This is a genomic window from Altericroceibacterium spongiae, from assembly GCF_003610805.1.
GTDB classification, from domain to species: Bacteria; Pseudomonadota; Alphaproteobacteria; order Sphingomonadales; family Sphingomonadaceae; genus Altericroceibacterium; species Altericroceibacterium spongiae.
The window spans coordinates 139,830-159,395 of record NZ_RAPF01000002.1; the positions used below are offsets into that span (position 1 = coordinate 139,830).

A 19,566-nucleotide genomic window follows, 5' to 3' on the forward strand; every position below is an offset into this window, starting at 1 on the left:
GAGAACGTGTTTGTTGGACATTCGCAGACTGCGTCTTCGATGAAGGATCTTGGCAACTCGTCGTCGACGGCAATGCGGTGGAAATCGAAAACAAGCCGCTCCAGATACTCCTCGAACTGCTCCACAGATGCGGTGAAGTTGTCACGAGGCAGGAATTGCTCGAGCTCGTGTGGCCCGGCCTGAGCGTTGTCGCAGGTTCACTCAGCACGGCCATCTCCAAGCTTCGCAAAGCGCTCGGTGATAAGGACAGTGCGATTATTGCCACTGTTCCACGGTTTGGCTATCGCCTAGCTGTTCCAGTCACTCGGCAGATTACGTTAGTTGAAGCGCTCGACCTGGCGTTAAGCGCGGGAGATCGGGTGCCGCGACGCCCGCAATGGGTGCTTGAAGAACTCGTGCGCCAGGCCCCTGATCGGGAAACCTGGACAGCGGTGCATGAAAAGACGGGCGAGAAGCGGGTCTTCAAGCTGACCGCCGATGGCGGGGCACTCCGAGCGCTTAAGCGTGAGGTGGCGGTAGCTCGTCTGTTGCGGAGCGCTCTTGGCGATCGTCCCGATTTTGCCGCGGTTTTCGAGTGGAATTTCGAAGAACCTCCTTTTTTTACCGAAGCTGCCTGGGTCGGGCCTGCATTGCCAGATTGGTCGGAGCAAGGAGGGGGTATTGCCGCTGTGTCAATGGCGCATCGCATCGCATTTATGGCTGCGGTGTGCGAAACCGTGGCGGCCGCGCAGGGCGTAGGTACCGTCCACCGCGACATCAAACCCTCCAATATTCTTGTTCGTATGGAGAATGGCACCCCTCAACCCTGTGTCGTGGACTTTGGAAGTGCTGGATTGCTTGACCCCTCGATCGCTCGTCAGTTCGAGGTGACCTGGACGGGAGAGATCGACGATCCGCAAGGGTCGCAGGGGACAAGTGTGCTATGGCTGGCGCCGGAAGTAGCACGCGGTGGGCCTTCGACAACCGCTAGCGACGTTTATTCTCTTGGCGTGCTGCTCTACCAGATGGTTGTCGGCGATCTGATGCGCCCTCTGGCACCAGGCTGGGAAAGCGACATTGGCGACCCTCTTCTGCAAGAGGACATCGCGGCTGCCGCCAATGGTGACCCCGAACGCCGGCTCGCAAATGCTGCCGCGCTCGCTCAGCGATTGCGTGGGCTGGAGTCTCGCCGCGCCGAGGCTGCGCGGATAGCGGATGCTGCGGCCCGCGCACGGAATACGGCTGAACGGCTCAAGCGTGTGCAGGCGCGCCGGCCATGGTTGATTACATCCTTGGTTGTGCTGGTTCTGGGAACTGTCACAAGTTCTCTGCTCTATGCGCGCGCCGCGAAGGACCGCGACGAGGCAGAACGCCAGCGTATGATTGCCGAGCAGGTTGCGGACTTCCTTGGGACAGATGTTCTGGGCCAGACCAGCCCCTACGATGGCGCCGGGCCTGACGAAACGCTGATCGCCGCCACCAAACGCGTCATGCCGATGGTCGCCCGGCGCTTTGTGAACGAACCGCAAGTGGCAGCGGAACTTTATCAAAAAATCGCCTTGGCGCTCGATCAGCGTAGCGATTTTGATGGATCTCGCGAAGCCTTCGACCAAGCCGTCAGGTTCTGGAATGCTGCCGGAGAAGACCAGGCATCATTCACAAGGATTGCCATGGCGCGGTGGGGCGGGATGGAAGCGCGCTCGCAGCAGGCCGATGGCCTTGCAAATGCCGAGAAAATCCTCGCAGATATTGACCGGGCCATGGTTCAAGCTTCGGCCAACGCTGAGGAAACAGTCTGGGTCGAGGCCCTACGGGGCGCTATCGCGTTTGCAAAGGGCGATATGGATGCGGCGGAGGATGCCCATGAGCAATCGCTGGCGGCTGCAGCGAAGGTGGCCGGTTTCGATCCTACCTTTGAACTTGGCATGCGTAACCGCTTGGCTCTCATCCATTTGCGTAAAGGTGACGCGCAAGCCGCAGAGCAGGGCTATCGCGAGGTTGCGCAAGGATGGAGGTCACTCGAGGGACAAAGCAGCCCCAGCGAACTCGTTGCACTTTCACTGCGCGTACAGGCGTTGAATATGCTCGGGAGATCCGAGGAAGCGCTTGCAGAGGCCGAGCGACTGCTACCCATGATGCGGCAAAGCCCGTTGGGATCCGAGCATCTGTTCACGCTGTTGCTGGAGTCGGCGCGGGTCGGGTTTCTTGCCGCGGCAGAACGATATGCCGACGTAGCCAGGGTCGGACCTTCTGCCTACCGTCTGATAGCAAGCGAAATGGGTGCTGAGAGCGCCACGGCGATTGATCTATTGAAGACATTGGCGCTGTCCCAGTGCCGCGCTGGCAGTGTTGGTGCAGGATTGGCGGACGCAGCGCGTGCTCGAATCAGTGCTGCCAAGCTGGGCGATTCCGGAATACAAGGTGGCGCCGATTACGCTGCGGCCGATTGCGCCTTGATTAATCAAGACTTGGAACGTGCGACCGCACTATTTCGGGGCATTGATCGTGAAGCGGTAGCAGCTGCAACGGGAGAGCCGGATTGGGGAGGAATGGTCGAGCTTGGTCTGGCCCGCGTCGCTGCCGCGCAAGGTGATCGCGCGAAGGCTGCGCGGCATTTAGAAGCTGCGGAGCCCGCCTTTGCCAATGCAGGCGACTTTTATGAAGCACGGCTCTGGCGGCAGTTGAAAGCGTCCAATCGGTGATCCGATTGGTTTCCGGTCAAACGACCTAAATAACGCGAAACAAGCGAGGCATGACGCAAAAGCTGGCTATCTTTCCGCCCCGAATTCGCGGTCGGCAGGGCGGTGCATGCCGAAGAGCAGCCAGAATGCCTCTGCTATCGGAAGCAACGATGCCGCGTCGATCCGTTCGACAACATGTTGTCCCAGCAGCACCTCGTCGCGGAACGCGAGTTTGCTTGGATAGCCGTCACCCAGAATCATCTGGAATCCTTTGACGCCGAACACGCTGACGAGAACCACCCACGGTCCCTCGATTCCGAATGGATGCAACCGCGACTGAGTGGACATCGCCATGTCGCGCAACCCTTGCTCAAAGGTCGCCGGCCAAACGATATGTAGCGCTCGGCCATTGTTGCCGGGTCGAATGCCGCCAATAACGAAAGCAGAATCGGTGCGTCCCGTCCGATGCGTGATCGCAAACGATCCGACCGTGCCCGTACCCGAATCAACCGGAGCGTGCTGTAGTACGCCCTCGATCATGTCAATTGCGCTGAACCCGCTCACTCGATGGGGCACGAGCGCATGGTCGCGCGTAATGGGAATGTTGTGGGCCTCGCGGAAGAGCCCGAGCGGCGCGACCGACACCACGGCTGTTGGCGCGTCCTCAATCGCGAATGGCATTTCAGTGCCCTTGGCCGCCGCGATGGCGTCGGCATGGAGCTGTTGGAAGCGCTGTGGAAGCTGCTCGGACTGAGTGAAGGCAAGCCGTAGCTCATGGACGTCCATTTCATATTTCCCGCGGCTGTTGCGACCGTAAAAGCGCCCGCTTTTCTTGTAGATGACCCGGTGCGGCGCGGTGAGGCTACCGGGAATGCGCATCACCATCGCGCCCCGGCCATTGGCCAGCGAAACCCAATGCGTCCGCACGCCCGTCAGGCGCGGCGCGACATTTGCCTGGAGTGAACTTTCCAGGCGTAGGATCACGGCATCAGGGTCGTTGATCTCGACACCGGGCAGCGCCGCCGCGACACCATTGTCCTCCTCGATGCCATAGATCAGATCGCCGCCCTGGGCATTGGCAAGTGAAGTGACATCAGCGAGAAACTCCTTCACTTGTTCATCATTACGGCCCGGTAGCTCGCGCTTGAACTCAAGGTCACGCCGTTCGGCGACATGATTGTCGACAAGTGCCTGGAGAATAATTTCGTCAATAGCGTCGATCGGATGGTTCAGCATGGTTGTCCTATCGTCATGAGGTCGCCTGCATCGCCATGCCGTCAGCAAGCAGGTCGGCCAGAATCTGCTCCCGCGGCCGCTGATCTTGTAGCGCCCGTTCGACAAGCGCCGCGCTCGTTCTGCGTGCCAGTTTGCGTGCCATGATACGCTGCTCTGACGTGATCAGACCGAGTCCGGCACGACCGTGAACGAACTTGCTGCGCAGATCGAAGAGAACATTGAATTGGCCCGCGGCCTGCGTGTCATCCAGCAGCGCCGTAAGGCGCCTTTCCACACGCTTGGTGCCCCGCACGGTCGGAAAGGGATCCGTTTTGCGGACCATAAAGTCCGCCTGCAAACCGAGTGCTGCCTCGATCGTCGAAATATGCGCGAGCAGTTCGTCGATGCCGTCGACATGGAAGGCCTGGACGAGGAAATGCGCTACAGGGGTTGAGAACAGCGGCGTCCGCCTGGCCTTCAGAACCGATCGCCAGCGTGAGGCGTCGAGGCGGGACAGTTCTTCGGCCGCGACTTCATGGAGCGAGAGGATGCTGGGACGCTCAAGCTCGATCTGCACTTCAAATTCGTCATCGATGATCCAGGGCTCCCAGGACAGGCTATCGGGATCTGGCGGCGCTTGCGGCCGAACGCTGAGATCGTCATCAAATGTATAGACCCACGGCACCTGGAACCCGCGCCAGTTGATCTCGGCATGGTCGGCCCAATCCTCCCAGGCACCGGTCAGCAGGAAGAACAAGGCGTCGGCGACCGGCCGCGCGAAATGACCCTGATGGGGGTCGATGGCGCCGAAGTCGCGATTCCAGTTTTCGAACATGAAGGGCAAGGCCCTTGCCTCGGGCCTTGGGTCGACCGGGACGGTCTCTTCCACCACCAACCAGGTGAATTGCGCCAATCGCCGCAGGTCGAGCGCATGGCCGGGGTAGAAGCGCGCCAGGCGCGGAGCATCGAGCAGCGCGCCCAGTTCTTCGGCTGTGAGATCGACCACCCGGCCGGGACCGAACCGTAATGGCGGGAGCCTGTCGGCAAGGTCGAGCGGGCACAGGTGGCGACGCAGTGTCGACGTCCGCTTAAAGGCATGGGTAATAGCTGTGGCGGCCTGTTCGGTCGTCCCGACAAGATGGGCATGGTCCGGTGGCAGCGCGAAGGGTGCCCCAACCGACCGCAGGATATTGTGCAATGCCGAGGAAAAGCCAATCGTCGTGGACGTTCGTCCGCAGGCTGCCGCCACGGCCTTGAAATCACGCGTGGCGAACAAATTATCCGGACCCGGATGGGGAATCCGCCAGAGAGCCGCAAGCGCCGCACTGAGACTATCCGTCGGTGCCCCGGATACGGCACTGCCGCTGCCGGGCACCTCCGTCATCATGTGCCAACCTCGATCGCTGCCGCCACCTTGGCTTCTACCTGAGCCGTGATGTCCGCATGCAGATCGACAGCTTGGTCGGTGGCCGAGAGGGAAACCACCAGCGCATAGCGTGCCCGATCGTTCATGCGCCCTTGGCCTACATGCGATTTCCACCAGCCGCCCACCGGATAGATCGCGATCTCATCATGGCCGGCGAGATCTACCGCAGCCCCGCGCCAGAGATCGCAATGCAGCGAACCTGCCTGCATCGCATTGCTGCCGAGTAGCCAGTGATTGGGCTCGCTTGCGGTCCCCTCACCGGGATCGAGTTTCTCGGTCATGCGCTTGCGGAACGCCGCTGCTGTTTCGGTTCGCTTCTTCATTTCGAAGCGAAGCCCGAAAGAGCGGTAGGTATCGGGCCGCGTCGCGGCGCGCCCGGACAGGTTAGGCTCGATAAAATAGGATAGCGTCACCTTGAGAACGACGATCTCATTTTCCAGCGCCTGCAATTCCGCCGCTGGCCATGGAAGATCGTAGAAGTGCATTTCATTAAACACGGGCGCCTGCCCATTGTCGCCCGCGAAGGGCTGGATTTCGGCCTGCGCGATCAGCGAGACACCATTTCGTGCCGATTGGAGCGCTCGGCCGATGTCTGGCACACCATAGCCAATCTCGCGCAGGATCTCCTGACGCCGGCCCTTGCTGATCGTGGTTCGCCAATGCGCTCCGGTTCCGACCAGGAGGCGGCGGAGCGGAGCCGGCCACTGCGCTGAATCGACCATAAGTGCGCGGTGCGTTTCCGGCCAGAGTTCAGGATGCTGCGCCTGGATCTGGCCAAGGAAATTCCCCGCCACGCCTGCTGCGGCGCTGGTGGCGTTGAACGGCACGAGTGGCTCATGCGCGACATCCGAACCCAATGCCAGCAGGGAAACTGCCGGATGGCCGGCGCAATAGCCGGTTCCATCGACGAGCATATTGCCGGCCTCGAACAACACTTCCGGCTTGATCGGCGTAAGATCGGGGGGAAGCTGGCACGAGCCTCGACTGAACGGGCTCTTGTGATTGGCCGGGACGAGCAATTCGAGACCCGGGGGATCCTCCGGGATCGCTTCCTTGGCCGTATAGCCACCAACGGTAATCGCATTCCAGCTTTGCGCCGGGTCCTCAAGCGAGTGGTGTGCCTCAACCTCCTCGCGCTGGCCGCCATTCATGTTACCGCTGGCGATGACCAGCGCCCGTTTGGAGTGTGCGGCTGCCGCCTGGCTCTCATCGCGCTCACCAGGCATCGCACCAGCGCAAAGCTGGTCGATCGCGCCGCTCCAACTCGATGGCTGCGAGGAAGGAAAATCCAACGCTGAGGTTGCGATGCAGAAGCTGCGCAGGATATCGGGACGCTCGATCTCGGTTCGTGCCACCGCCCCCTGCGTCACGAAGCCGTAGCGCGCTGGCTCGGTCGCTGGGATGCCAGGTGGCGGGAGGAACTTCATGGACTCGACGCTATGCGCAAGTTCGATCTGGCGATCGTCTTGCGCGGCACCCTCGAGATCTCCGTAAAGGATGAGCCCTGCCATTGCTGTGCCGTGACCGCCTTGCGGATGGTGGTCGTCCGACCCCCAATTGTCGTCATAGGCCCAGGCTCCACCGAGCGAGGGCGCAACCAGAGGATGTGCGCCGGAAATGCCCGTGTCGAGCACGCACACTGTCGGCACGTTTGCGGGTGGCGCCGTAATGCGGTTGCCGAGGTCGGCGACCACCGCATCGGGGTTGAAGGCGGTAGGTCCGTGACCGATGAACGGCTCGATCGTCCCTGTTGCCGGCCGGATCTCACTAATCGCACCCGGCGCGCGCTGCGCAAGATCGACAAGCTGCGCAACTGTCGCGTGGATAAACAGGACGATCGTATCGGGAAAGACGAGGCGGTCGGGATGGACGTCGAGCGCTTCATTCTGCGCTGCGGCGGCAAGGCTGTCGGCGCGGCCGACGGGCTGTCGAATCCAAAGCTCCCACCAGATTGTCGCGGCGTTGGCATGATCGACCGGGACTGCGAACAGCGTGTCGATCACGGCTGCGCGAATTGCCTCGATCACCTCGAAGCGCGCGACATCGGGCCGCGCACGATTGCCGAGGTTCTCCTCTCCATAGCGTTCGATACGGTCGCGCAGGAAAGCGCGGGCATTATCGGGGACGAACAGCACAGCTTGCTCGGTGCGGTCGTCCTTGCGTTGCGAGCGCAGCACCACGACGTCCTGGTTCGGAAAGTCGAGGCCAGTTGGAATTCGCGTTGCCTTGGAGCGTTCGGTTGCAGGCGCCAGCGTCTCGATTTCCACAATAGCGCCGCGCTCTTGGCCGGCAATCTGGATACGCGGGTCGTTCTGCGGAGCCGGCACATCGGCCAGTGCCGCAGCGAGCTGCGCTAGAAGCGCTTCAGCGTGAGCGTGATAGTCCTCGCGCCGGGGTTCACGGTCCTGCGGCCGCGAGGGATAGCGATACTGGGCAGGTTCGCGGAACGCATCTATCGCAATATGCGGCACGTTGCGCACCGCGAAGTCATCAGCCTCGGGCATTCACCCCCCATTATTCCGCGCGTTCCCCGTCCGGCTGCGCCTCAGCTATTCATCTCGTGTGGCCCGCCTGAAAGCGACCGCGAAAGGCCTGACGGTCGGTCAACGCCGCAGCCAGGGCCTCCGCGGTTACTTTTGAGGAGCCTTCGAGAATGGCGTCCTTGACTACAGCATCGGCAGCACGGACCAGTTCGCCCTGACTTAGCCCGTCGACCAGCGGCACGAGCTCGGCCCAACTCCTCGCTGGCGGCTTGAATTTTCCGAGGCGTCGTTCGAGCAGCAGCTTCGCTGCATCCTTATCCGGCACTGTGTATTCGACCACCTCGTCGAATCGACGGGCAAGTGCCTTGTCGAGAATCTCCGAATGATTGGTTGCCGCGATCACCAGACTGTCGGTCGAATTTGGTTCCTCCATGAACGCCAGCACTGCGTTGAGCACCCGGCGGATCTCGCCGACATCGTTGGGATCGCCGCGTCGCGCGCCGATCGCATCAAACTCATCCAGAAGATAGACCGCGCGCGTTTGGGCGATCTGGTCGAACAGAAGCCGCAGCTTGCTCGCCGTCTCGCCGAAGAAGCGGCTGAACAGCGCCTCTAGGCGCACCGTGAACAGCGGCAGATGCAGCTCGCCGGCGAGTGCCGCTGCCGTCATCGTCTTGCCTGTGCCGGGCGCACCGACGAGCAGCACATGAGTCGCGGGTACCTGACCGTGATCGCGCAGTGTCGCCCGGTCGGCCTGTTGCCGGACAATGCGGGTGAGCCGGCGGCGCACGTCTTCCGAAAGGACCATGCTGTCGAGCTTGGTTTTGGGATAACTGCTCTCGACGAGACCTTGAAGCTCACCGCGCGGACGCGCGAGCGGGATCGCTGCCTGGCCCATGGAGGGACCGCCGCCCGCGCGTTCGCGTGCCTTCTGCACAAGACGCTTCAGGCGTTCGGCATCTTCCGTACGGCCGGCCCGAGCTTCGCGGGCCGCGATCTGCAAAGCGATTGACAGAAACTGCTCTTCGTCCCCATCCACATGGGAGTTGAGCAGAGCGACTATCTGCTTGGTCGACATTTGCTCACTCCTTTCTGTTGAACGCTTACAAGATGGGACTCGCCTAAACAATAACGACGAGCATCGGCCGACGAAGGGCTCGCCCGGCAGCCTTAAGTGTAAGGCGAGCGGGTTAGTCGGTGATTAGCTTGAAGGAATTTCGTCGCCACGATGGAGCCGTTAAGAAAACACTGATTGGCGAGCCGACAAGGCGCGATAGAAAGGTCCACCTCAGGCCGCGAGCGGCAATGAACTGTCGTCGGCGCCGCCGATAGCATTTTGCAAGAAGCGCGCGAGTGCGGCCTTCCGGGAGTTGCGATTGAGGGCATAGGCGGTCTGCTTGAACTCGATTCCGTCGAGAAGCCCCTGAATGTAACCCGAAATGGTATCGGCTGCCATAACCAGGGCCGTGTCGAGGGTGTGGATGTATTTGCTCGTCGTCGAGCCCTTCGAGTGGCCGACCAGCGCGGCGATCGTGACTTCCGTGAAGCCGAGATCGTTACCGATGCTGGCGAAGCTGTGGCGCAGAACATGCGGCGTGATACCTTCCAGCTCGCTGCCTGCCAGAATCTTGTGCCAGTGTTGGGGAAAGGCGCCGAACGCATTGTCCTCGCCCCGGCCGGGGAACAAGTAGGTGCCGCTGGTCGCCTCTATCCGTGCTTCGAGTGCCTCGACCACGGGCAGGCCGATCGCGCGCACCGATTTGCCTTCCTTGCTGTCGGCAAGCCGTAGGCAGCTCGCATCTATATCCGCCTCGGTCCGCGCGAGCGTGATAATCTCGCCGCGCCGGGCGCCGGTCAACGCGATGACGTGGGCCACTTCGGCGGCCAGCGCATATTGGCCATCCTCCTTCGCGTCCCGGAGAAGCTGGCCGAGGAGCCTGTATTCCGCTTCGGTGAGGCGGCGATCGCGCGTGTTGTCCTTGGGCTTGCGGATGCCGTGCGCCGGATTGAGGTCAATGATGCCGGCATCTACGGCGTAGGTCAGGATGCCGCCGAGCAGACCTACAGTGCGTGTAGCTGTCCCGACGCCGCCGCGAACGATCGACTTGCCCCGGAGCTTCTCGGTCTTGACAATCCTGGCCGTCTTACCGGCCATGACGTCTTTAAGCACCTTATTGATGTCAGCTTTGGTGAGATCTTTGACCTTGCGCGTCCCGATCAGTGGAAGAATGTGCCGCTTGATTCGCCCCTTATCCGTGCCGATCGTGCTGGCTTTCTTAGGCCGGTTGCCTTTCCCCAGAATCAATCCGGCCTCGAGGTCCGCAACATAGAGCTTGCACAGCTCCTTAACGGTAATCGCCCGATGATTGATATGGCGTTCCTCGGCCGGGTTTTCGCCCTTGGCGACGCGTCCAAGTTGGATCTTGGCTTCCTGGCGAGCGGTTTCCGCCGTCCAAACTCCATGCAGACCGATCGTGTATCGGCGGGTCCGGCCTTGCGCTCGATACTGAATGAGGTAGCTTCGCTTGCCCGAGGCGAACACACGTAGGCCGAAACCCGGGAGTTCTTCATCCCAAATGAAATAGTCCTTCTCGCCGGCCCCGGCGCCATCGACTATACGTTTCGTCAGCTTCGCCATATGCTGTCTCCGGCCTGCTCCGCTCGCTTCCGCGGAAGCACCACGGAAGCACGCGAAAGGAAATTCCGGGTATCTCCGTCCTAGCACGCCCAAGGTCAATTGTAAGAATAAATCATCTAAAACAGAGACTTACCCAACAATGGGCAAGGCCAGGAAAGAAAGAGAAGGCCCGGGAAAGAGCAGCTTTAATTGCTCCGAAGGCAGAGGCCACAGGTTCGAATCCTGTCGGGTGCACCAGTTTTCTATCGCATGTTCGATCTGCTGGTGAGGCATTCGGTGAGCCACTGACGGAAGTGTTTCAAAGGCCACAAATCCCACAATTCCTCTCGTGCAGACAGGTAATAGCCCCCGAGATAAGCGGGATGAAAATCTGGCAGGCTGCCGCCTATCTCGATCAATTGTCCCTTGGCCAGATAATCACCGGCGAGAAAGAAATTGGTCAGCGCAATGCCGTGTCCTTCCAGGGCAAAACTCAGCGTCATATGCGCCTGCCATAATCGCGCTGTGGGTTCGGGTAACGAAATACTGCAACCCTGCTGGGCATCGAACCAGCCGCGCCATTCGAGGTCATTATCCTCGAAAGCCAGTGGTAGATCACGCAGATCCTTCGGGTGCTCTACAAGTTGGCCGGTCAACCACGATGCATCGGGGCGGGCCACGGGAAATACGCGCGGGGAAACGATCAGCTCGCGGCGCACGCCCGCGGGAGGATTATCCGGTTCCGCCATGTCTTTGCGCCACCAGCGAATATCGGCATGGGCTTCGCGCCGATTTAGATCGGGCGGTGAATCCGAAGGACGCAGATCGACTGTCGATCCCCGATATGTCTGGCTGAATTGCGGCAGGCGAGCGGTCAGCCATAAATAAGCAAAGCCGGGCGCGCACCACAGATCGAGGCGACCGTCCTTGCGCCCGCGGGCACTTTCAGTAGCTGAGCATAATTGATCGAAGGCAGATCCGATCTGCGCGTGATAAGCTAGGCCTGCCGGTGTCAGTTCGCCTCTCGCGCGGTCCACCAGCATGATACCCAGCCATTCCTCAAGTGTGCGTAAATGCCGGCTTACGATTGCGTGGCTGACGCCCAGTGCTGAAGCGGTGCGACGTACGCCGCCATACCGGCCGAAGGCTTCAAAAGCCTTAAGCGCAGCGAAGGGTGGGAGATGGGGTCTGTCAGACATAATCGGTAACCTCAAGTTACCACCCGCATACAATTTATTGGCTATTCGCGCCAGCGGCTGAGTGCAACGATGGGAGCAACTATTTCACACTGAACGGATTACCCATGGTCACCAATGCAGAGTTTCTTACCCGGCGCCAACGGGCTGTGCCACGCGGTGTTGCCACAGCAACTCCGATCTTCGCGGATCACGCTGAAAACGCCGAATTGTGGGACATTGAAGGGCAGCGCTATATCGACTTTGCCGGGGGTATTGCGGTGCTGAATACCGGGCATCGCCATCCTGGCGTTATGGCCGCTGTCGAGGCGCAGCTCACCCGTTTCAGCCACACCGCTTTTCAGGTTGTCGCCTACGAGCCTTACATCGCACTGGCTGAACGTCTGAATGCGCTCGCACCCTTTTCCGGTGACGCAAAGACACTCCTGCTGACGACGGGGAGCGAGGCGACGGAAAATGCCGTGAAGCTGGCTCGTGCGGCCACCGGCCGGTCTGCGGTCATCGCCTTTGGTGGCGGTTTTCACGGTCGTACATTGTTGGCTTCGGCCATGACCGGCAAAGTCACGCCCTATAAGAAAAAGATCGGTCCGATGCCGCCAGAAGTTTTTCACGCACCGTTTCCGACAGGTCTGAACGGTGCCACGGTGGAACGCAGTCTGGCTGCGATAGATGCTCTGTTCACCGCCGATGTCGAGCCGGAGCGTGTCGCGGCCATCATTATCGAACCGGTGCAGGGAGAGGGCGGCTTCCATGTCGCTCCCAAGCCGCTTCTGGAGGCTTTGCGCGCATTGTGCGACAAGCACGGCATTCTGCTGATTTCAGACGAAGTGCAGGCCGGTTTTGCGCGTACCGGGCGCTATTTCGCGATCGAGCATACCGAGGTGGAGCCTGATCTCGTTTCAGTGGCGAAATCGCTCGCCGGCGGCTTCCCGCTCTCGGGTGTTATTGGCCGTACTGCCATTATGGATGCGCTCGATCCCGGCGGTCTGGGCGGGACATATGGCGGTTCGCCCATTGGCTGTGCTGCGGCTCTCGCCGTGCTCGACGCCATAGAGCAGGAAGGGCTCAATGCACGTTCGAGCGCGATAGGTGCGCATATGAAAGAGCGTATCGCAGACTGGGTTTCGGACGGTCTGCCTGTGGCGAATCTTCGGGGACTGGGCGGGATGATCGGCTTCGATCTGCTCGATAGTGAAGGGCGTGTGAGCGGAGAAATTGCCAAATCGGTTTGCCGCCAGAGCCTGGAGGACGGGCTGATCCTGCTCAATTGCGGCCCTGCAGGGGAAACCATTCGTATTCTGGTGCCGCTGACGGCATCGGATGAACTGATCGATCAAGGCATGAGTATAATTCGCGGTGCTATCGCCAAAGTGAGCGGAGTAGAGCTATGACCGGATTGATGCTGCAAAGGCCCGACTTGTGGCGCGAACAGGCCTTTGTCGGCGGAGAATGGTGCGATGATGATGCAAGGCTGGAAGTGGACGATCCGGCGACCGGTGCCATCGTTGGATCGGTCCCTGCTCTGGGGCGCGAGGCGGCAGAAAAGGCAGTTGAGAAAGCAAAAGATGCTTTTCCTGCCTGGCGGACACTGACCGGCAAGGAGCGTGGCCGGATTTTACAGCGCTGGGCCGATCTGATGTATCGGCATAGCGAAGATCTCGCGCGGATCATGGTCACAGAGCAGGGCAAGCCGCTGGCTGAAGCACGGGGTGAAGTAACCTATGCGGCATCCTTTCTGGAATGGTTTGCTGCTGAAGCCAGTCGGGTGCGTGGCGACATCATCCCGCCCCATATGCCAGACCGGCGCCTGATCGCGACACGCCAGCCGGTTGGTATTGTCGCGGCCATCACACCATGGAACTTTCCGCTGGCGATGATCACCCGCAAAGCCGGTCCTGCGCTGGCTGTAGGGTGTCCGATAGTCGTGAAGCCGTCTGAACTGACGCCTTTTTCTGCGCTTGCTCTGGCTGTGCTCGCGCAGGAAGCCGGGGTGCCCGACGGAGTACTGAGTGTGCTGACCGGTACACCCGAAGCGATTGGCGATGTGCTGACCGGAGACCCCAGAATAGCCAAATTCTCTTTCACAGGCTCGACCAGGGTGGGCAAGATGCTGGCCGCGCGATGTGCCGATACGGTGAAGCGCGTTAGCCTCGAATTGGGGGGCAATGCCCCTTTTATCGTGTTCGAAGATGCGGATCTTGATGCAGCGGCAGAGGGGCTGATAGCGTCCAAGTTCCGCAATATGGGGCAAACCTGCGTGTGTACCAACCGGGTTCTGGTGCATGATTCACTGCATGATCGCTTTGCGGCTTTGCTGGAAAGGAAGGTGGCACAGCTTAAGGTTGCTCCCGGTCTCGATGATGGAAGCGAGCAGGGGCCGCTGATCGATATGCGGGCAGTGGATAAGGTCAGGGCTCATATTCGAGACGCCCTTCAACAGGGCGCGCGGCTGATCACCGGGGGGGAATCGCACCCGGCGGGCGAGCGTTTCTTCACCCCTACCGTACTGGCCGATGTTCCTGCCGACGCGTTGATCTGCCGTGAAGAGACGTTCGGCCCAGTGGCCGCTTTACAGCGTTTCGAAAGCGAGGAAGAGGCAGTGAGACTGGCCAATAATACGCGCGCAGGTCTGGCCGCTTATGCCTATACGCAGGATGCTGCGCGTCAGTGGCGGCTCACCGAAGCACTGGAATATGGCATGCTTGGCCTCAATACCGGGCTTATTTCAACAGAAATGGCCCCTTTTGGCGGGGTCAAGGAATCCGGTCTGGGCAGGGAAGGCTCGCATCTTGGGGTGGATGATTACCTTGAGGTCAAGCTTGCCTGTATCGCCGTTCCGGGGCACCCCGTATAATGCCGGCAGACTCCTGACCTTTTGGGTTAAAAGCTCGATTATAGAAGCCTTTGATCAGTGCAACCTGTCTGACGATCCGGTATCGGAATGACCCTCCGAATCCGGATCGTCTTTCCCGTCCTGAATGAGATGCACGGTGCGAGTGGGGAAAGCGATGGTCAGTCCAGCCATTTCGAGCTTCTGGAAAATATCCAGCAGCACTTCCTGTTGAACGACCAGGCTCGCCGGGTAATCGGCGGCGATAATATAGGAAAAAACCTCTATATCGAGCGAACTCGCGCCAAAAGCGATAAAGCGTGCGCGGGCATCGGTGCTGTCGATTTTGTCATGTTCGTGCAGGATGCGTTCTATGATTTCCACGCCTTCGCGCAACTTGGCCGAGGAAATACCATATTCGACACCGATGACAGGGCTGAACAAAAACCGGTCACGCGGGGCATAATTCTCGATTTGCAATGAAGAAAGATTGCCATTGGGAATCGTGACAAGCGTACGGCTGAGCGTGCGGATACGGGTGGAACGGATACCGATATCTTCCACTGTGCCCAGCACGTCGCCTACCTTGCAGAAATCCCCGACCTGAACCGGTCGGTCCACAATCATCGTCACGCTGCCGACCAGGTTCTCGACCGTCTTTTGCGCACCGAGGGCAAGGGCGATACCGCCGATACCGAGAGCCGCGACGCCGGTGGTTACGTCGAAGCCCAGCGTATCGAGAATAGCGATCAGGGCAAAAGCCAGCAACACGATCTTTGTGCCGCGCCGCAAGAGTGAAATGATCGAAACGGCCTGACGACGCTCGCTGCGCTTCATGCGTGCCGATGTTACTTCGGTAATAGCATCGACTAGACGAAGGGCGAACCACACCAGAGAAATCCACGCTACGATAGCGAAATAGCGCAAAAGAGTCTGTCGGGCGATGATCGAGACGCCGATATCGGTGGTCCAGAAATTGAAGATCACCACCGCCAGAAACAGGCTGAGCGGAGGAAGGGCGGCTTGAGAAAACCGGTAGAGTGCACTCTTATCTTCATCGCCTATCAGATGTCGCATCACGAAAAGGATAGCCTTGGAGATGAGCCAGAAGGCGACAAAACTGAACAATGCCCCTGCGAGCAGAATAACCCAGTCTTTCAAGGGCGCACCGGCAAGTTGCGGCCCGTCCGGCTTGGTCAGCCTGGCTTCTTCCTCGGTCGAAATATCCAGCGTTTTGAGGGTGTCCACCGTGTCGGGCGCAATGCGCCAAATCAACCCTTCGGGCCCTTTATCCTGTTTCAGCAGGATATCGGTGTCCTGATCCAGTTTGCCGACCCGTTCCAGATCGAAGGCCAGCCCGTCATCGGTTTGCCCTGACTGATCGTTGGAAAGCGCTGCAAAAGGCAGCAATGATCCGCTGCTGTCCAGCTCGGCCTGCAGGCGTTTGGCCAGTTCCGCGGCTTGATCGGATGGTTCTGAACCCTGTTCCTGACCGAGATCTAGATAGTAACTCGCCCGGGTATAATCGCGCGCCGCAAGGGCGCTGAGCAATTCAGTGATCGTGCCGCGCGGTGTTTCCCGGCCATAAGGGTCGGGTTGCACCGTCGCTTCCGGTGTGGGCGAAGCTTCTTCGGGAGGAACTTCCTGCGCAAGGGCTGTGGCCGGAAGCAGCAGAAGTGCGATGATCGCGAACAGCGTACGGAGAGACATGACGGGTCAAGGATTACACCGGCAATTGGTTCCGTACAAATAACGCATTCATCGGCCGGTTTTGAAATTTCAGGTCGGAAGCGCAGACCGGTACGATAAAGAGGCTTGAGGGAAAGGCCTCAATCCGATCCGCGCTTCCTTCATGATATGACAGTTATTCCCTTTTCAGCTAGGTCAGGGGTAGGCAATACCAAGCTGTTCGAGATAGCTGTCATAGCGAGTAGAATCGTAATAAAAAGGTTCCATCTTTGGCCGCATGCGCTGCATGAGCTCTTCATTAAGGTCGATGGCTGGCTGATCCGCAGCAGTCAGAACCGGATCGTAGCTGGCCTCTTTGAGCTGGACATTTTCGCGAAACGCCCTGGCATCTTCCACCAGTTGGGGTGTGGTGACGATGTCGAGAATAGTGAGTGCTACTGCTTTCGCACCGGCAACAGCGCCTTTATGCGCGATGGGTGTCGCCATCGTCATGGCCGCCGTGACATTGTGATAGATGACACCGGGGGCATTGGAGGGATAGCCGATCGTAATGGTCGGCACGGCCCACATCACATCGCCGATATCGTCTGACGCGCCGGTTGAGGTTGTACGGTTTTCCGGGGTTGAGAGCGGCATGACTTCATCGGCCAGCGGCTGCGGTTTGAAGCCATTGGCATCCTGTATCTTGCGCACGAAAACCTGATCGTCCGCTGTCCACTCGGGCATGCCAATATATTCGATATTACGATAGGCGGCTTCGGCCAGCGGCCGGTTGCCGTAATTCGGGGCCGCATAGCCAAGCAGGCGCCGGTCCACCGTTGTGCCGCTGGCCGAAGCGGCGGCTTCCGAAATGGTGTTGGCCGTTTCATAAAGAGTGCGTACCCCGGCGAAATCCTTGTCGCGGAAAAAATACCAGACCGATGCTTCGCCCGGCACGATATTGGGCTGTCCGCCGCCATTGCTGATGATATAATGCGAACGCTGGCTCAGCGGCAGATGCTCGCGCCGCATATTCCAGGCGGCATCCATCAGCTCGACCCCGTCCAGCGCGCTGCGGCCATCCCATGGAGCCCCCGCCCCATGGGCGGTTTTGCCATGGAAATTATATTCGACCGAGACCATGCCATTCATGCCCATATCGCCCCATGCCGTAACGAAACCGGAGGAAACATGAGTAAAAATGGAAGCATCCACTTCATCGAACAGGCCGGCGCGCACATAGAAGGCTTTTGTGGCTAACAGTTCCTCGGCCACGCCGGGCCAGATCATCAATTCGCCTGAAAGACCTTCTTTCTCCATCACTTCCTTGGCGGAAAGGGCAGCGGCCACGATTGCCGGCATGCCGGAATTATGCCCTTCACCATGGCCGGGAGCGCCTTTGACCAGCGGCTTGATGTCGCCCGTGCCCGGTGTCTGACTAAGACCGAGCAAAGCATCGATATCGCTGCCCAGGGCGATCTTTGGCCCGCCTGTCCCTTGCCGCCAGGTTGCAGTCCAGGCGGTGGGAATACCGGCCACGCCATGTTCGATGGTGAAGCCGTTTTCTTCCAGAATGCCGGTCACATATTCTGATGTGCGATATTCCTGAAAGCCGGGTTCGGCGAAGCTGAAAATGGAATCGACCATTTCCTGCACCAGCTTGGCGCGCGAATCCACTTCGGCCACGGCTTCCTGTTTCATCGCGGCGGGCGCCTCGGCATGCGCCGGCAGATTGAATGCCGTGCCGCAAAGCAGAGCTGCGCCGATAAAAGCGAGATTTTTCATCGCGTATATGTCCCTGTCGTAAAAAAGCGGCGCCGGTAAACGGCGCCGCAGTGGGTGGCTCTTAATCGCCTGCATATTCACCGTCGGGATAGGCGATACCCAGCTGATCCAGATAGCTGTCATAACGGTCCGGATCGTAATAGAAGGGCTCCATTTTCGGCCGCATCCGGCTCATGAGATCTTCATTGAGATGGATGGCCGGCATGTCTTCATCGGTTAGCACCGGATCGTAAGACTGCGCCTTGAGCTGGACATTCTGATAATAATCCTTGGCCTCGGTTACGAGACTGGGTGTGGTCAGAAGATCCAGCACGGTTAGCGCCACGGCTTTCGCACCGGCAACCGCGCCTTTATGCGCGATGGGCGTCGCCATCGCCATGGCCGCTGTCACATTATGGCCGATCGTGTTCGGAACATTGGACGGGTAGCGGATCGTGATGGTCGGCACTGCCCACATGATGTCGCCAATATCGTCGGACCCGCCGCCCATGGGCGGCTTGTCATCGGGCATACCCAATTCGCCGACTTCGGTGGCCAATGGTTCCAGCTCAAAACCATTGGTTTCCTGTATCCGCTTGGCAAAAGCCTGATCGGCAGCGGACCATTGGGGCATGCCGACTTTCTGAATATTGGCATAGGCTGCTTCGGCGAGGGGTTTATTGGCCCATTGCGGCGCGGCATAGCCGAGCGTGCGTTTGGTCACCGTCGTGCCGGTGGCTTTGGCGGCTGCTTCGGCAATGGTATTGCCGGTTTCATAAAGTGTACGAATACCTTCGAACGTATAGTCACGGAAATAATACCAGACGGCAGCCTCGCCCGGCACGATATTGGGCTGCCCGCCGCCATTGGTGATGACATAATGTGACCGCTGGGTGAGCGGCAGATGTTCACGCCGGAAATTCCAGGCGATATCCATCAGTTCGACCCCGTCCAGCGCGCTGCGGCCATCCCATGGAGCACCGGCACCATGGGCGGTTTTGCCGTGGAAGGTGTATTCCACCGAGACCATGCCGTTGCCCTTGCCTTGTCCCCATGCGGTGGAGAAATCCTTGGAAACATGGGCGAAGATCGAGGCATCGACACCGTCGAACATGCCTTCGCGTACGAAGTAGGCCTTGGTTGCCAGCAGCTCCTCGGCAATGCCGGGCCAGATCATCAGCGTACCGTCAATGCCTTCATCCTTCATGACCTGCTGCACGGACAAGGCTGCGGCGACCATCGCCGGAATCCCTGAATTATGGCCTTCGCCATGGCCGGGGGCACCTTTCACCAGCGGTTCGATCTCGCCGATGCCGGGCACCTGACTAAGGCCGAGCAAACCGTCCACATCGCTGCCCAGCGCAATTTTCGGACCGCCGGAACCGTGGCTCCATGTCGCAGTCCATGCCGAGGGAATGCCAGCGGAGCCTTTCTCGATCGTAAAGCCGTTTTCTTCCAGAATTCCCGTGACGTAATCGGCCGTTTTGAATTCCTGAAAGCCCGGCTCGGCGAAGCTGAAGATGGAATCGACCATTTCCTGCACCAGCTTGGCGCGGGCATCGACCCCTTCGATGACTTCCTGCTCCTGTGCCGGTGTCGGTTCGGCGAAGGCGACACCTGGAAGTGTCGCCCCGCACAGCAGAAGGGCCAGGCCCAGACTGCGCTTTGTCATATCCTCAAATCCCCTTTTTGCAGATTTTATGTACC

Annotated in this window: 12 protein-coding genes; 3 read left to right on the forward strand and 9 right to left on the reverse strand. The window is 59.7% G+C overall.

What is annotated here, in order from left to right; genetic code table 11:
- Window positions 1-77: 77 nt before the first annotated feature.
- A complete protein-coding gene (locus D6851_RS04230; RefSeq protein WP_147395430.1) occupies window positions 78-2,681 on the forward strand; it encodes a protein kinase domain-containing protein in 2,604 nt (867 codons plus the stop codon).
- Window positions 2,682-2,747: 66 nt separating this feature from the next.
- Here the strand turns inward: D6851_RS04230 and D6851_RS04235 are convergent, their stop codons facing one another.
- The 6 genes from D6851_RS04235 to D6851_RS04260 form a co-directional block, all read right to left on the reverse strand.
- A complete protein-coding gene (locus D6851_RS04235) occupies window positions 2,748-3,896 on the reverse strand; it encodes an AlbA family DNA-binding domain-containing protein (protein ID WP_120323644.1) in 1,149 nt (382 codons plus the stop codon).
- Between the two features lie 13 nt (window positions 3,897-3,909).
- Entirely contained in the window at window positions 3,910-5,262 is a 1,353-nt protein-coding gene (locus D6851_RS04240) for a hypothetical protein (RefSeq protein ID WP_210210322.1), read from the reverse strand.
- A complete protein-coding gene (locus D6851_RS04245; RefSeq protein WP_120323645.1) occupies window positions 5,259-7,805 on the reverse strand; it encodes a S8 family peptidase in 2,547 nt (848 codons plus the stop codon). Before D6851_RS04245 ends, D6851_RS04240 begins: the two co-directional genes overlap by 4 nt.
- Before the next feature lie 49 nt (window positions 7,806-7,854).
- Entirely contained in the window at window positions 7,855-8,862 is a 1,008-nt protein-coding gene (locus D6851_RS04250; protein WP_120323646.1) for an AAA family ATPase, read from the reverse strand.
- Window positions 8,863-9,072: 210 nt separating this feature from the next.
- Window positions 9,073-10,422, reverse strand: coding sequence for a tyrosine-type recombinase/integrase (locus tag D6851_RS04255; RefSeq protein WP_120323647.1), 1,350 nt, complete (start codon window positions 10,420-10,422; stop codon window positions 9,073-9,075).
- Window positions 10,423-10,664: 242 nt separating this feature from the next.
- Window positions 10,665-11,600, reverse strand: a complete 936-nt coding sequence (locus D6851_RS04260; RefSeq protein ID WP_120323648.1) for a LysR substrate-binding domain-containing protein — start codon at window positions 11,598-11,600, stop codon at window positions 10,665-10,667.
- 104 nt (window positions 11,601-11,704) lie between these two features.
- Between D6851_RS04260 and gabT the strand changes: the two genes are divergently transcribed.
- Window positions 11,705-12,988, forward strand: coding sequence for a 4-aminobutyrate--2-oxoglutarate transaminase (gene gabT, locus D6851_RS04265; RefSeq protein ID WP_120323649.1), 1,284 nt, complete (start codon window positions 11,705-11,707; stop codon window positions 12,986-12,988).
- Window positions 12,985-14,451 (forward strand): NAD-dependent succinate-semialdehyde dehydrogenase, encoded by a 1,467-nt coding sequence (locus tag D6851_RS04270; RefSeq protein ID WP_183029984.1) that lies wholly within the window; start codon window positions 12,985-12,987, stop codon window positions 14,449-14,451. Before gabT ends, D6851_RS04270 begins: the two co-directional genes overlap by 4 nt.
- 54 nt (window positions 14,452-14,505) lie before the next feature.
- On the opposite strand, the gene D6851_RS04275 is transcribed toward D6851_RS04270, so the two are convergent.
- The 3 genes from D6851_RS04275 to D6851_RS04285 all read right to left on the reverse strand — a co-directional run bounded on the left by D6851_RS04275 (window position 14,506) and on the right by D6851_RS04285 (window position 19,531).
- Window positions 14,506-16,137 (reverse strand): mechanosensitive ion channel family protein, encoded by a 1,632-nt coding sequence (locus D6851_RS04275; RefSeq protein ID WP_120323650.1) that lies wholly within the window; start codon window positions 16,135-16,137, stop codon window positions 14,506-14,508.
- A gap of 174 nt (window positions 16,138-16,311) precedes the next feature.
- Entirely contained in the window at window positions 16,312-17,880 is a 1,569-nt protein-coding gene (locus D6851_RS04280) for an amidohydrolase (protein WP_120323651.1), read from the reverse strand.
- Window positions 17,881-17,941: 61 nt separating this feature from the next.
- Window positions 17,942-19,531: an amidohydrolase gene (locus tag D6851_RS04285; protein ID WP_120323652.1), complete on the reverse strand. Its 1,590-nt coding sequence runs from the start codon at window positions 19,529-19,531 to the stop codon at window positions 17,942-17,944.
- Window positions 19,532-19,566: the final 35 nt, after the last annotated feature.

Excerpts from the sequence above, each read along its gene's own strand:
- D6851_RS04235 (WP_120323644.1), bottom strand. The coding sequence starts at position 3,896 with ATGCTGAACCATCCGATCGACGCTATTGACGAAATTATTCTCCAGGCA.
- D6851_RS04240 (WP_210210322.1), bottom strand. The coding sequence starts at position 5,262 with ATGATGACGGAGGTGCCCGGCAGCGGCAGTGCCGTATCCGGGGCACCG.
- D6851_RS04245 (WP_120323645.1), bottom strand. The coding sequence starts at position 7,805 with ATGCCCGAGGCTGATGACTTCGCGGTGCGCAACGTGCCGCATATTGCG.
- D6851_RS04250 (WP_120323646.1), bottom strand. The coding sequence starts at position 8,862 with ATGTCGACCAAGCAGATAGTCGCTCTGCTCAACTCCCATGTGGATGGG.
- D6851_RS04255 (WP_120323647.1), bottom strand. The coding sequence starts at position 10,422 with ATGGCGAAGCTGACGAAACGTATAGTCGATGGCGCCGGGGCCGGCGAG.
- D6851_RS04260 (WP_120323648.1), bottom strand. The coding sequence starts at position 11,600 with ATGTCTGACAGACCCCATCTCCCACCCTTCGCTGCGCTTAAGGCTTTT.
- gabT (WP_120323649.1), top strand. The coding sequence starts at position 11,705 with ATGGTCACCAATGCAGAGTTTCTTACCCGGCGCCAACGGGCTGTGCCA.
- D6851_RS04270 (WP_183029984.1), top strand. The coding sequence starts at position 12,985 with ATGACCGGATTGATGCTGCAAAGGCCCGACTTGTGGCGCGAACAGGCC.
- D6851_RS04275 (WP_120323650.1), bottom strand. The coding sequence starts at position 16,137 with ATGTCTCTCCGTACGCTGTTCGCGATCATCGCACTTCTGCTGCTTCCG.
- D6851_RS04280 (WP_120323651.1), bottom strand. The coding sequence starts at position 17,880 with ATGAAAAATCTCGCTTTTATCGGCGCAGCTCTGCTTTGCGGCACGGCA.
- D6851_RS04285 (WP_120323652.1), bottom strand. The coding sequence starts at position 19,531 with ATGACAAAGCGCAGTCTGGGCCTGGCCCTTCTGCTGTGCGGGGCGACA.